This is a genomic window from Streptomyces composti (genome assembly GCF_012034205.1).
Lineage (GTDB): Bacteria > Actinomycetota > Actinomycetes > Streptomycetales > Streptomycetaceae > Streptomyces > Streptomyces composti.
Genome location: NZ_JAATEM010000018.1, coordinates 99051 through 111732, shown reverse-complemented (window position 1 = coordinate 111732; position 12682 = coordinate 99051). Strand labels below are relative to the sequence as shown.

Genomic DNA, 12682 nt, shown 5'->3' with positions numbered 1-12682 from the left:
ATCCGCTCCGCGAACCGGTCCCATCCGACGACGGCTCCGGGGACGACTCCGAGCGAAGTCCGGCGTCGGGCACCGGCATCCGGCGCGGGCTCCGGACATCCGGCGCGGGCTCCGGGCGGACTCCGGTGCGGAAGGAAGCACGGCATGAGGCTCAGGACGATCACCAACATCTTTGTCGACGGCGTGACCCAGGGGCACCGCTGGATCCGGGTGGCAGGCACGGCAGAGCAGGAGGCCCGCGGCGGCTTCGCGCGGTTCGGCTGGGCCCCGCCGCTGCTGGACGAGGAGGCGTCCGGGTTCATCGGCCGGACCTTCCTGAACGCCGGTGCGTTCCTGTTCGGCCGCCGCACCTACGAGAGCTTCGCCGCCTCCTGGGGCGCGGGCATGGACCCGGGCAATCCCGTCGGCCAGGCACTCGACGGCCGCCCCAAGTACGTCGTCTCCACCACCCTCACCGACCCGGACTGGCCGGGCACCACCGTCCTGTCCGGCGACGTCCCCGACGCCGTCCGGGCGCTCAAGGCCGAGCCGGGCGGCGAGCTGCAGGTCTGGGGCAGCGGCACCCTGATCCGCACGCTGCTCGCGCACGGCCTCGTCGACGAACTCGTCCTGCTCGTCCACCCCGTTGTCGTCGGCCAGGGCCCCGTCTGTTCCCCAGCACCGGCCCCGACCTCGGCCTGACCCTGACCGACCTGTGGTCGACCCCGGGCGGCCTGATCCTGCAGACGTACCGCGTCGACGGTGCGCCCCGCTACGAACGGCCGGCGCCCTGACCGGCCGAGCCGGCCGGCGGGGAGACGCCGAGATCCTCACCTTCTCCGGCGGACCGGTGCCCCTCCCCCGGGCTCCCCGAGCGGCTGCCGGCGGACAGTGCGGCGCAGGGATGTCCTTCGCGGGGCCGGGTATTTGCCAGGTGTTTGCCGAGCCGGCACGGCACACGCTGAACGCACCGGTCAGCGCGCCCGTACGGACCTGTGGCGGACCCGGGCCCCCACGCCGGGTCCGCCGCTCTCACCGAGTCACGGGTACGGAAGGACCTCCGGGTTGCCTGTCAACACACGCCTGCACCGGATGCCGGAGAACGCAGAGCCGGCTCAGAAGGCACAGAGCGAGGAGAACGCGAGGAACGCAGAGACGGCGGACGGCCCGGCCGACCCGGAGGGCTCGGAACACCCGGAGAAGCCGGACGATCCGGATGAGCAGGAGGAGTTGAAGGGCTCGGAACACGCAGAGAAGCCGGAGAACGCGGAGAACCCGAAGGACTCGGAGGAGCTGGAGGAGCCGGACGACGCGCAGGCCCCGAAGGACGCGCAGGCCCCGAAGGACGCGCAGGCCCCGAAGGACGCGGAGGCTCCGAAGGACTCAGAGGCCCGCGAGAAGCCGGACCAGCCGTCCGCCGAGCCGGGACCGGAAGCGACACCGGAACCGGGACCAGAACCGGAGGGCACCGAGGACACCGGGGCACCCGCTCCGACGCCCCGCTTCCGGCTCCCCGGCGCGCGGCTCACGAAGTCCCCCGCCGCCCGCGTCACCCTCCACGTCCTCGCCGCGGTCCTCGTCCTGGGCGCTCTGCTGCTGCCCAGCTCGCTCGACGCGCTGCGCCTCAACCGGTTCACCCGGATCCCCGGTGAGGGCATCCTCGCCGTCGTCGTGCTGCTGGCGCTCCCCCGGCGCCGCCTGAGGACCGCCGTGGCCGCGCTCTGCGGCGCGGGGCTCGGTGCGCTGACCGTGCTCAATCTGCTGGACATGGGCTTCAACGAGTTCCTGGGCCGGGGCTTCAACCTCGTCCTCGACTGGGAGCTTCTGGACGACGCCCAGTCCTACGTCTCGGACGCGATGGGCGGCACCGCCGCGACCGCCGCCGGCATCGGCGCGATCGTCCTCTCCGTGCTTCTGGTGGTGCTGACCGCGCTCGCCACCGTCCGGCTGGCCCATCTGCTGGCCCGGCACCGCCCCCGTGCCTCGCGGGGCACGGCGATCGCGGCGATCGCGTGGATCGCCTGCGCCGTGCTGCATCTGAAGCTGGCCGGAATGCCCATCGCCTCGGAACGGACGGCCGATGCGATCAGGGAGCAGTCCGACCGGGTGGTGGGCACCCTGCGGGACGAGGCGGCCTTCGCCCGGGAGGCGCGGTCCGACACCTTCGGCGGTACGCCGCCCGACCAGCTGGTGCCCGAGCTGCGTGGCAAGGACGTCCTGATCACCTTCATCGAGAGCTACGGGCGCAGCGCCATCGAGGACCCCGTGATCGCGCCCACCGTGACGCCCGCGCTGGACGCCGGCACCGAGTCTCTCGCCGAGGCCGGCTACCAGGCCCGCAGCGGCTGGCTGACCTCGGCGACCTACGGCGGCAGCAGCTGGCTGGGCCACTCCACCGCGCTGTCCGGCCTCTGGGTCGACAACCAGCAGCGGTACCGGACCGTGACCAGCGGCAATCATCTGACGCTCACCAAGGCGTTCCAGAAGACCGGTGCCTGGGACACCGTGGGGATCATGCCCGGTGTGCAGAAGGGCTGGCCGGAGGCCGAGTGGTACGGGCTGGAGAAGGTCTACAACGCCTTCCAGCTCGGTTACAAGGGCCCGAAGTTCAGCTGGTCGACCATGCCCGACCAGTACGCGCTCGAGGCGTTCCAGCGGCTCGAGCACGGCAAGAAGCGGGACAAGCCGCTGATGGCGGAGATCATCCTCACCTCCAGCCACCAGCCCTGGGCGCCGATCCCGGAGCTCGTCGACTGGGAGGACCTGGGCGACGGCTCGGTCTTCAAGGAGATCGAGGCGGCCGGGAAGTCGCCCGAGGAGGTCCTGGCCGACCCGGACGGGTCCCGGGAGGAGTACGGCAAGTCCATCCGCTACTCGGTGACCAGCCTGGTGCAGTGGCTGGAGCGCTACGGCACCGACGACACCGTGCTGGTGTTCCTGGGCGACCACCAGCCCAGGCCCAGGGTCAGCGGCCTCAACGCGAACCGTGACGTGCCCGTCACGATCGTCGCCAAGGACCCGAAGGTGCTGGAGCAGATCGACGACTGGAAGTGGACGGAGGGGCTCAGGCCGGCGGAGAAGGCGCCAGTGTGGAAGATGAGCGACTTCCGCGACCGCTTCCTGACCGCGTTCGGCTCCACACCGCACCCGACGAAGGAGTGATCAGCCGCCGGAGGTGTGCGCCCGGAACGATCAGCCACCGGAGGTGTGCACCCCGCCGGCGCGGTGATCAGCCGCCGGAGGTGTCCAGTTCGGCGTCCTCGCCGACGCCCGCGCAGTCGTAGGGGTCCTTCAGCCAGCCGTCCGGCAGCACCACCCGGTTGTTGCCAGAGGTGCGCCCGCGCGGGCCGTCGGCGCCGGCCGGCCAGGGCTGGTCGAGGTCCAGCTCGTCGAGCCCGGCCCGCAGCTCCTCGAGCGAGGAGGTGACGGCCAGCCGCTTGCGCATCTCGGAGCCGACCGCGAAGCCCTTGAGGTACCAGGCGACGTGCTTGCGGAAGTCGATCACGCCGCGGGACGGGTCGCCGATCCACTCGCCGAGCAGGGTGGCGTGCCGCACCATCACATCGGCCACCTCGCGCAGGGTGGGCCGCATCAGCTCGTCGGTGCGCCCCTCGAAGGCCGCGACCAGGTCGGCGAAGAGCCACGGCCGGCCCAGGCAGCCGCGGCCCACGACGACTCCGTCGCAGCCGGTCTGCTCCACCATGCGCAGGGCGTCCTCGGCCGACCAGATGTCGCCGTTGCCGAGCACCGGTATCTCCGGCACGTGCTCCTTGAGGCGGGCGATGGCGTCCCAGTCGGCGGTGCCGCCGTAGTGCTGGGCGGTGGTGCGGCCGTGCAGCGCGATCGCGGTGACGCCCTCCTCCACGGCGATGCGGCCGGCGTCGAGGTAGGTGAGGTGGTCGTCGTCGATGCCCTTGCGCATCTTCATGGTCACCGGCAGGTCCCCGGCGCCGCTGACCGCCTCGCGCAGGATGGCGCGCAGCAGGTTCCGCTTGTACGGGAGGGCCGAGCCGCCGCCCTTGCGGGTGACCTTGGGCACGGGGCAGCCGAAGTTGAGGTCGATGTGGTCGGCGAGGTCCTCCTCGGCGATCATGCGGACGGCCTTGCCCACGGTCGCCGGGTCGACGCCGTACAGCTGGATGGAGCGCGGCTTCTCGCTCGCGTCGAACTGGATCAGCTGCATGGTCTTCTCGTTGCGTTCGACCAGCGCCCGGGTGGTGATCATCTCGCTGACGAACAGACCCTTGCCTCCGCTGAACTCCCGGCACAGGGTGCGGAAGGGCGCGTTGGTGATCCCGGCCATCGGGGCCAGGACGACGGGCGGCTGGACGGTGTGCTCACCGATCTGCAGGGGCGTGGGCATTCCTCCATTGTGCCGTGCCGCCGGGACGCCCCGTTCCGTGGAACGCGGACACTGGATGGCCCATGCAATGAAACCGTAAAATTCATTAGTTAGCCGCACTATCGATACCGGCGTACAGTGGAGGTCATGCCCGAGCTGAGCCCCCGCCGACGGCTGCTGGTGCTCGCGATCTGCTGCATGAGCCTGCTGATCGTGAGCCTGGACAACACCGTGCTGAACGTCGCCCTCCCCTCCCTGCAGCGCGACCTGAACGCCGGCACCTCGGGCCTGCAGTGGGCCATCGACGCCTACACCCTGGTCCTGGCGTCCCTGCTGATGCTGGCGGGCTCCACCGCCGACCGGATCGGCCGCAAGCGGGTCTTCAAGGCGGGCCTGGTGGTCTTCACCCTCGGCTCCCTGCTGTGCTCCCTCGCCCCCAGCCTGGAGGCGCTGGTCGCGTTCCGGATGATCCAGGCGGTGGGCGGCTCCATGCTCAACCCGGTGGCCATGTCGATCATCACCAACACCTTCACCGACCCCCGCGAGCGCGCCCGCGCGATCGGTGTGTGGGGTGCGGTCGTCGGCATCTCCATGGCCGCCGGCCCGCTGGTGGGCGGGCTGCTGGTGCAGTCTGTCGGCTGGCGCTCGATCTTCTGGGTCAACCTGCCGGTGGGCCTCGCCGCCCTGCTGCTCACCCTGCGCTTCGTCCCCGAGTCCCGCGCGGGCACCGCCCGCCGCCCCGACCCGGTGGGCCAGCTCCTGGTGATCACCCTCTTCGGCTCGCTGACCTACGCGATCATCGAGGCCCCGCACACCACCGCCGGTGCCATCGCCCCGTTCGCCGCCCTCGCCCTGGTGGCCCTGACGGCCCTGCTCCGCTACGAGCCGCGCCGCCGCGACCCCCTGATCGACCTGCGCTTCTTCCGCTCGGCGCCGTTCAGCGGGGCGACGGTGATCGCGGTGAGCGCGTTCGCCGCACTCGGCGGCTTCCTCTTCCTCTCCACGCTCTACCTGCAGAACGTCCGCGGCCTGAGCCCCATGGACGCCGGCCTGTGGATGCTGCCGATGGCCGCCCCGACGTTCCTGTGCGCCCCGCTGGCCGGCCGCCTGGTCGGCAGCCGCGGCCCCCGTCTGCCCCTGCTGATCGCCGGCGGCGCCATGACCGCCGGCACCCTCCTCTTCGCCCTCCTCGAGGCCGAGACCTCCACCACCACCCTCTTCCTCGGCTACGTCCTCTTCGGCATCGGCTTCGGTTTCGTCAACGCACCCATCACCAACACCGCCGTCTCCGGCATGCCCCGCGCCCAGGCCGGTGTGGCCTCCGCGGTCGCCTCCACCAGCCGCCAGCTCGGCCAGACCCTCGGTGTCGCGGTGATCGGGGCGGTCCTGGCCGCCGGGGTAGGCGCCTCCTCCTACGCCGACGCCTTCGTGCCCGCGGCCCGCCCCGCCTGGTGGATCCTGGTCGCCTTCGGCCTGGCGGTCCTCCTGGTGGGCGCCCTCACCTCCGGCCCCTGGGCCCGCCGCACCGCCCTGCGCACGGCCGAGCGCCTGGAGTCCAGGGAGATCCACGAGGCGGCGAACCTCGGCTCCCGGAACCGTTCTTGACGGCTGCCCCCGGACCGGCCGCCCGCAGACCGGGCGCCCCGTGGACCGGCCGCCCCGTGGACCGGCGTCCCGCCGTACCCGATGTCCCGTTTGTTCGCGGATCAGTTGTACGAAGCCTGAAATCCCGGCCGTGCGCCCCCTGTTGATGTTGGTCTTGCTGCACACTCCTTGTCGTCCCGGTACCGGGACGACAGGGAAGGCGACCGCACGGATGCCGGAGGCGTCATGCCGCAGATCGACACGAGCAAGGTCAGCCGCTACGACCAGCACGGGCGCCGGCATGTGGTGCACGTCCTGCGCACCGGGGTGCAGCGCACCATCAGATGCGAGACCTGCGGCTGGCGCAGAGGGGCGCAGTTCCTGCCCTGGCTGAAGGCGGAGGAGCATCTGGCCGAGGCGCATCAGGCCACCGTCGATCCGACCGCCGCATGAGGGACCGCGGCCGGCCGTACGGCGGTTGCCCGCTCAGGCGCGCAGCCCGCGCAGTACCAGGTCCACGACCGCCGCGAAGTCGGCGTCCGTACGCGGGTCCTTCCACTCGGGCGCGTACTGCGGGTCGTGGAAGCGGCCCGTGGTGTGGAAGACGGCGCGGGCGGTGGCCGCGGGGTCGTCACTGCTGAAGACGCCCGCCGCGACGCCGTCCTCGATGATGCGGGTCAACTGGCCCGTCAGGTCGTCGAGATGCTCGGCGACCGCCCTGCCCTGCTCGCCGGTGAGCACGACATAGGTGGCGAACAGCTCGGGGTCGTCGCCCGCCTTGTGGCGCTTGGCCTCGAAGAGCGCGGCGAGCCAGTCGCGCAGCCGCCGCTCCGGGTCGCGGGAGGTGTCGGCCACGATCCCGGCCAGTGCCTCGGAGGTCCGGTCGAGCCAGCGCTTGGTGACCGCCTCCCTGAGCGCCGCCTTGGTGCGGAAGTGCCGGTAGACGCTGCCGTGGCTGACGCCGAGCGCGCGGGCCACGTCCACCACGGTCGCCTTCGCCGGGCCGTGGCGGCGCAGCACCTCCTCGGTCGCTTCGAGGATGCGCTCGGCGGTCAGGGTCTCGGTCGCTGCCATGCCTCGACCGTACCTGGAGCGAGGGCCGCGTCTCCGGCCACTCCCTCGGTCACTCCTTCGTTCCGAGGTGCGCCATCTGCGGTTCCGGGTAGCGGGCGCCGGCGGCGGCACCGGCCGGCACGGCCCGCTCGATGGCGGCCAGGTCGTCCGCGCCGAGCGTGACGTCCAGCGCGCCCAGCGACTCGCCGAGCCGCTCGCGGGTACGGGCGCCGATCAGCGGCACGATGTCCTCGCCCCGGGAGAGCACCCAGGCGATGGCGATCTGGGCGACGGTGACGCCCTTGTGCTCGGCGATCTTGCGCAGGGCGTCGACGAGACCGAGGTTGTGCCGGAGGTTGTCGCCCTGGAAGCGGGGCGAGTGGGCGCGGAAGTCGTTCGCGGCGAGCCTGCGGTCCGCGGTGAAGTGGCCGGAGATCAGGCCGCGGGAGAGCACCCCGTAGGCGGTGATGCCGATGCCCAGCTCACGGGTGGCGGGCAGGATCTCCTCCTCGAGGGCGCGGGAGATCAGCGAGTACTCGATCTGCAGGTCGCTGATGGGCGCGACCGCGGCGGCCCTGCGGATGGTGTCGGCGCCGACCTCGCTGAGGCCGATGTGCCGGACGTACCCCTTCTCGACCAGCTCGGCGATGGCGCCGACGGTCTCCTCGATCGGCACGTCCGGGTCGGCGCGGGCGATGCGGTAGACGTCGATGTGGTCGGTGCCGAGGCGCTGGAGCGAGTAGGCGGCGAAGTTCTTCACCGCGGCCGGGCGTCCGTCGTAGCCGGCCCAGTCGCCGTCCGGGTCGCGCAGGGCGCCGAACTTCACGCTGAGCAGGGCCTGTTCGCGACGGGCGGCGGGGGCGGTGCGCAGCGCCTCGCCGATCAGCAGCTCGTTGTGGCCCATGGCGTAGAAGTCGCCGGTGTCGAGCAGGGTCACGCCGGCTTCCAGGGCGGCGTGGACGGTCGCGATCGATTCGGCCCGGTCCGCCTCTCCGTACAGCGCGGACATGCCCATGCAGCCGAGGCCGAGGGGGAAGACGCGGGGGCCGGTGCTTCCGAGGGTGCGTGTGTTCGTCCTCATGCCCTCCACCCTGGCATGACAGATGACAGATTTCAACATCTGTCATTCATTCATCTGTCACCGACCCGCCCCTTTCCCGGCTCTGAGCGGTCCAGACCTCTTGACGAATGGTCTGGACCATAGGACTGTCATGCCTGCGACATCCGCCCACCGGCAACCTCACCGACCCCCACCGGGAGGCCTCCGCATGCTCCGCCCCCTCCGCAGACTCACCGCCGCGCTCGCCCTGACCTTCCTCGCCTCGCTCACCCCCACCGCGGCCGCCGCCCCCGCCGCCCCGGCCGCCGACACCTGCCCCGTGAAGTCCAAGCCGGCCGGAAAGGTCCTCCAGGGCTACTGGGAGAACTGGGACGGCGCCGCCAACGGCGTCCACCCGCCCTTCGGCTGGACCCCGATCACCGACTCCCGGATCGCCGCCCACGGCTACAACGTGATCAACGCCGCCTTCCCGGTCATCCGCTCCGACGGCACGGCCCTGTGGGAGGACGGCATGGACACCGGCGTGAAGGTCGCGACGCCCGCCGAGATGTGCGCCGCGAAGGCGGCAGGCCAGACGATCCTGCTCTCCATCGGCGGTGCGACCGCGGGCATCGACCTCAGCTCGCAGGCGGTGGCCGACCGCTTCGTCGAGACGATCGTCCCGATCCTGAAGACCTACAACTTCGACGGGATCGACATCGACATCGAGACCGGCCTGACCGGCAGCGGCGACATCAACCGCCTCTCCCCGTCCCAGGCCAACCTCATCCGGATCATCGACGGCATCCTCGCCCGCATGCCGGACAACTTCGGCCTCACCATGGCCCCGGAGACCGCCTACGTCACCGGCGGCAGCGTGGTCTACGGCTCGATCTGGGGCGCCTACCTGCCGATCATCAAGAAGTACGCGGACAACGGCCGCCTGTGGTGGCTGAACATGCAGTACTACAACGGCAGCATGTACGGCTGCTCCGGCGACTCCTACCCCGCCGGCACCGTCGAGGGCTTCGTCGCCCAGACCGACTGCCTCGACCGCGGCCTGGTCGTCCAGGGCACCACCATCCGGGTCCCCTACGACAAGCAGGTCCCCGGCCTCCCCGCCCAGCCCGGCGCCGGCGGCGGCCACATGTCCCCGAGCCTGGTCTCCCAGGCCTGGAACCACTACAACGGCGCCCTCAAGGGCCTGATGACCTGGTCGATCAACTGGGACGGCTCCAGGGACTGGACCTTCGGCGACAACGTCCGCTCCCTCCAGGGCCGCTGACTCCTCACGCCGCCGAGCCGGCCCTGCGGCCTACCGGGCCGTGAACGCCAGCTTCGCCCCCAGCGCCAGGAAGGACCCGGCGAACCCCCGCCGCAGCCAGGTCATCACCCGGGGACGGGAGACGACCTGGCTGCGCACGGACGCGGCCAGCACGCCGTACCCGGCGAACACCAGGAACGTCACCGCCATGAACACCCCGCTCAGCACCAGCATGTGCACCGGCGCGTCGGGCTGCCCGCGGTCGGTGAACTGCGGCAGGAAGGCGAAGAAGAACAGCGTCAGCTTGGGGTTGAGGATGTTGACCAGCACGCCCCGCGCGATCACCCGCCCCGCCGGAACGTGCCCGCCACCCTGCCCCTCCCGCTGCTCCTCCGGGCCGAATACCGGCGCTTCCCGGTCGCGCAGCGTGGCCCACGCCATGTACAGCAGATAGACCACCCCCGCGTACTTGAGGACCTGGAACGCGGTGGCACTGGCGTGCAGCAGCGCGGCGAGCCCGGTCACGCCGGCCACCACGTGCGGCACGATCCCGAGCGTGCACCCGAACGCGGCCACGACACCGGCCCGCCGCCCCCATGCCAGCGCCGCGGCGAGGGTGTGGACGACTCCGGTCCCGGGCGTGACGACGACGACCAGCGTGGTCAGCAGAAACGCGATACTCATGCCCTCAGCCTGCTGAGGGCGCGGACCCCGATACAGGTCCATTCGACCGCCGGTATCGAGGACCACTTCGCGGAGAAGACCCTGCGCGTCAACGGCCGCGCCCCCGCACCCCGGCCGCGCCACGGTACGGAAGCGCCCACCCGCCGTCCGACGGTGCCGGGCGGCGGGTGGGCGTCGTGAACCTGAGCGGGCCCGAAGCCGGTCAGCAGCCGACCAGGCGGCCGGCCAGGTAGCCCTCGATCTGGTCGAGGGAGACGCGCTCCTGCTTCATGGAGTCGCGCTCGCGGACGGTCACCGCGTTGTCGTCCAGGGTGTCGAAGTCGACGGTCACGCAGTACGGCGTGCCGATCTCGTCCTGGCGGCGATAGCGGCGGCCGATGGCGCCGGCGTCGTCGAACTCGATGTTCCAGTGCTGGCGCAGCGCCTGGGCGAGGCCCTTGGCCTTCGGGGAGAGCTGCGGGTTGCGGGACAGCGGCAGGACGGCGACCTTCACCGGGGCGAGGCGGTGGTCGAGGCGCAGCACGGTGCGCTTCTCCATCTTGCCCTTGGCGTTGGGCGCCTCGTCCTCGACGTAGGCGTCGAGCAGGAAGGCCAGCATGGCCCGGCCGACACCGGCCGCCGGCTCGATGACGTAGGGGGTCCAGCGCTCGCCGGCCTCCTGGTCGAAGTAGGACAGGTCCTGGCCGGAGGCCTTGGAGTGGGCGGTGAGGTCGAAGTCGGTGCGGTTGGCGACACCCTCCAGCTCGCCCCACTCGCTGCCGCCGAAGTTGAAGCGGTACTCGATGTCGGCGGTGCGCTTGGAGTAGTGGGAGAGCTTCTCCTTGGGGTGCTCGTACCAGCGCATGTTCTCCTCACGGAGACCCAGGCCGGTGTACCAGTTCCAGCGCTGCTCCATCCAGTACTCGTGCCACTTCTCGTCCTCGCCCGGCTTGACGAAGAACTCCATCTCCATCTGCTCGAACTCGCGGGTGCGGAAGATGAAGTTGCCCGGCGTGATCTCGTTGCGGAACGACTTGCCCATCTGGGCGATGCCGAACGGCGGCTTGCGGCGCGAGGTGGTCTGCACCTGGGTGAAGTTGGTGAAGATTCCCTGTGCGGTCTCGGGGCGCAGGTAGGCGATGGAGCCGGAGTCCTGCGTCGGGCCGAGGTGCGTCGACAGCAGGCCCGAGAACTGCTTGGGCTCGGTGAACTGGCCCTTGTTGCCGCAGTTGGGGCAGTTGACGTCGGCGAGGCCGTTCTCCGGGGCCCTGCCGTGCTTGGCCTCGTAGGCCTCCTCCAGGTGGTCCGCTCGGAACCGCTTGTGACAGGAGGTGCACTCGGTGAGCGGGTCCGTGAAGGTGGCGACGTGACCGGAGGCCACCCACACCTCGGGGGCCAGGATCACGGACGAGTCGATGCCGACCACGTCCTCGCGCGACGTCACCATGTAGCGCCACCACTGGCGCTTGAGGTTCTCCTTGAGCTCGACACCCAGCGGCCCGTAGTCCCAGGCGGCCCGCTGGCCACCGTAGATCTCACTGCAGGGGAATACGAAGCCACGGCGCTTGCTCAGGCTGACGATGGTGTCGATCTTGTCGGCGGCCACGGTGCTCTCTTCATTACGACGACGGGCGACGAAGCGAGATGCTTCCAGCGAATGCTTCAGGTTACCGGCGGGCCCTGCCCCACGGCCAAATCGCCCCCCCCTGGAGCGCCCGGCCGCACACCCCCACCAGGCTTGTTGACAACGGTTCCCATCTTCTTTGAAAATGACTTTCATGAACGTACGACGACGCCTGATATCCGCGGCCGCTTTCACCACGGTCACCGCTCTCGGCCTGGGCACCCTGACCGGCTGCGCCGGCGACAGCGCCGCCGCGGGCGACACCGAGAAGTTCGACGTCGTCGCCTCCTTCTATCCGATGGCCTTCCTCGCCGAGCAGATCGGCGGCGATCAGGTCAGCGTCACCACCCTCACCGAGCCGGGCCAGGAGCCGCACGACCTGGAGATCAGCGCCCGGCAGGTGGCCCGGCTCGAGGAGTCCGACGCGGCCCTCTACCTCAAGGGACTCCAGCCCTCCGTCGACGAGGCCATCGGCCAGTCCCCGGTGAAGACCAAGATCGACGCCGCCGCCCTCACCTCCCTCGAGGTGCACGAAGAGGAGCACGACGAGGGACACGCAGAGGAGCACGGCGAAGAGCACGAGGGTCACGATCATGCGCACGAGGGCGGCAAGGACCCGCACATCTGGCTCGACCCGGTGAAGTACGCCGAGGTCGCCGAGGGCGTCGGCGCCGCCTTCGCGAAGGCCGACCCGGAGCACGCCTCCGACTACCGCGAGAACACCGAGGCCCTGGTCAAGAAGCTGACCGCCCTCGATGCGAAGTTCCGCACCGGCCTGGAGAAGCGGAAGACCGACGTCTTCATCACCACCCACTCCGCCTTCGGCTACCTCGCCGAGCGCTACGGCCTGGTCGAGGAGTCCATCGCCGGCCTCGACCCCGAGTCCGAGCCCAGCGGCGCCCGCGTGAGGGAACTGTCGAGGACCGCGAAGGAGGACGGAGTGACCACCGTCTTCTACGAGACCCTCGTCAGCGACCGGACCGCCAGGACCCTGGCCGAGGACGCCGGCCTGAAGACCGATGTGCTCGACCCGCTCGAGGGCATCACCGACGACTCCCGCGGCGACGACTACTTCGAGGTCATGGAGGCCAACCTCCACGCCCTGAGGTCCGCCCTGGGCGCCCGGTGACCCGC

11 protein-coding genes are annotated in these 12682 nt (G+C 70.9%); 6 read left to right on the top strand and 5 right to left on the bottom strand.

What is annotated here, in order from left to right; translation table 11 throughout:
• The first annotated feature begins 144 nt into the window (after window positions 1-144).
• Window positions 145-681 (top strand): dihydrofolate reductase family protein, encoded by a 537-nt coding sequence (locus HCJ93_RS16605; protein ID WP_240967639.1) that lies wholly within the window; start codon window positions 145-147, stop codon window positions 679-681.
• 363 nt (window positions 682-1044) lie between these two features.
• Window positions 1045-3141 (top strand): CDP-alcohol phosphatidyltransferase, encoded by a 2097-nt coding sequence (locus tag HCJ93_RS16600; protein ID WP_240967638.1) that lies wholly within the window; start codon window positions 1045-1047, stop codon window positions 3139-3141.
• Window positions 3142-3208: 67 nt separating this feature from the next.
• On the opposite strand, the gene dusB is transcribed toward HCJ93_RS16600, so the two are convergent.
• Window positions 3209-4342, bottom strand: coding sequence for a tRNA dihydrouridine synthase DusB (dusB, locus tag HCJ93_RS16595; RefSeq protein WP_167996496.1), 1134 nt, complete (start codon window positions 4340-4342; stop codon window positions 3209-3211).
• 126 nt (window positions 4343-4468) lie between these two features.
• Here dusB and HCJ93_RS16590 point away from each other — a divergent pair, with 126 nt between their 5' ends.
• Both HCJ93_RS16590 and HCJ93_RS16585 read left to right on the top strand, forming a co-directional pair.
• Complete coding sequence (locus HCJ93_RS16590) at window positions 4469-5926, top strand: MFS transporter (protein ID WP_167996495.1); 1458 nt, start codon at window positions 4469-4471, stop codon at window positions 5924-5926.
• Between the two features lie 225 nt (window positions 5927-6151).
• Window positions 6152-6358: a hypothetical protein gene (locus HCJ93_RS16585; protein ID WP_167996494.1), complete on the top strand. Its 207-nt coding sequence runs from the start codon at window positions 6152-6154 to the stop codon at window positions 6356-6358.
• Window positions 6359-6391: 33 nt separating this feature from the next.
• On the opposite strand, the gene HCJ93_RS16580 is transcribed toward HCJ93_RS16585, so the two are convergent.
• Together HCJ93_RS16580 and HCJ93_RS16575 are read right to left on the bottom strand one after the other, a co-directional pair.
• Window positions 6392-6979 carry a TetR/AcrR family transcriptional regulator gene (locus tag HCJ93_RS16580; RefSeq protein ID WP_167996493.1) on the bottom strand — a complete coding sequence of 196 codons (588 nt, stop codon included), beginning with the start codon at window positions 6977-6979 and terminating at the stop codon, window positions 6392-6394.
• Window positions 6980-7028: 49 nt separating this feature from the next.
• Window positions 7029-8039 (bottom strand): aldo/keto reductase, encoded by a 1011-nt coding sequence (locus HCJ93_RS16575; protein ID WP_167996492.1) that lies wholly within the window; start codon window positions 8037-8039, stop codon window positions 7029-7031.
• A gap of 187 nt (window positions 8040-8226) precedes the next feature.
• Here HCJ93_RS16575 and HCJ93_RS16570 point away from each other — a divergent pair, with 187 nt between their 5' ends.
• Window positions 8227-9282, top strand: a complete 1056-nt coding sequence (locus tag HCJ93_RS16570; RefSeq protein WP_167996491.1) for a chitinase — start codon at window positions 8227-8229, stop codon at window positions 9280-9282.
• 30 nt (window positions 9283-9312) lie between these two features.
• Here the strand turns inward: HCJ93_RS16570 and HCJ93_RS16565 are convergent, their stop codons facing one another.
• Both HCJ93_RS16565 and HCJ93_RS16560 read right to left on the bottom strand, forming a co-directional pair.
• Window positions 9313-9945, bottom strand: coding sequence for a LysE family translocator (locus HCJ93_RS16565; protein ID WP_167996490.1), 633 nt, complete (start codon window positions 9943-9945; stop codon window positions 9313-9315).
• Window positions 9946-10147: 202 nt separating this feature from the next.
• On the bottom strand, window positions 10148-11530 hold the full coding sequence (locus HCJ93_RS16560) for a glycine--tRNA ligase (protein WP_167996489.1): 1383 nt from the start codon (window positions 11528-11530) through the stop codon (window positions 10148-10150).
• 172 nt (window positions 11531-11702) lie between these two features.
• Here HCJ93_RS16560 and HCJ93_RS16555 point away from each other — a divergent pair, with 172 nt between their 5' ends.
• Complete coding sequence (locus HCJ93_RS16555) at window positions 11703-12677, top strand: metal ABC transporter substrate-binding protein (RefSeq protein ID WP_167996488.1); 975 nt, start codon at window positions 11703-11705, stop codon at window positions 12675-12677.
• Window positions 12678-12682: the final 5 nt, after the last annotated feature.

Coding starts and splice junctions, on each gene's coding strand:
- HCJ93_RS16605 (WP_240967639.1), top strand. CDS start 145: ATGAGGCTCAGGACGATCACCAACATCTTTGTCGACGGCGTGACCCAG.
- dusB (WP_167996496.1), bottom strand. CDS start 4,342: ATGCCCACGCCCCTGCAGATCGGTGAGCACACCGTCCAGCCGCCCGTC.
- HCJ93_RS16590 (WP_167996495.1), top strand. CDS start 4,469: ATGCCCGAGCTGAGCCCCCGCCGACGGCTGCTGGTGCTCGCGATCTGC.
- HCJ93_RS16585 (WP_167996494.1), top strand. CDS start 6,152: ATGCCGCAGATCGACACGAGCAAGGTCAGCCGCTACGACCAGCACGGG.
- HCJ93_RS16580 (WP_167996493.1), bottom strand. CDS start 6,979: ATGGCAGCGACCGAGACCCTGACCGCCGAGCGCATCCTCGAAGCGACC.
- HCJ93_RS16575 (WP_167996492.1), bottom strand. CDS start 8,039: ATGAGGACGAACACACGCACCCTCGGAAGCACCGGCCCCCGCGTCTTC.
- HCJ93_RS16570 (WP_167996491.1), top strand. CDS start 8,227: ATGCTCCGCCCCCTCCGCAGACTCACCGCCGCGCTCGCCCTGACCTTC.
- HCJ93_RS16565 (WP_167996490.1), bottom strand. CDS start 9,945: ATGAGTATCGCGTTTCTGCTGACCACGCTGGTCGTCGTCGTCACGCCC.
- HCJ93_RS16555 (WP_167996488.1), top strand. CDS start 11,703: ATGAACGTACGACGACGCCTGATATCCGCGGCCGCTTTCACCACGGTC.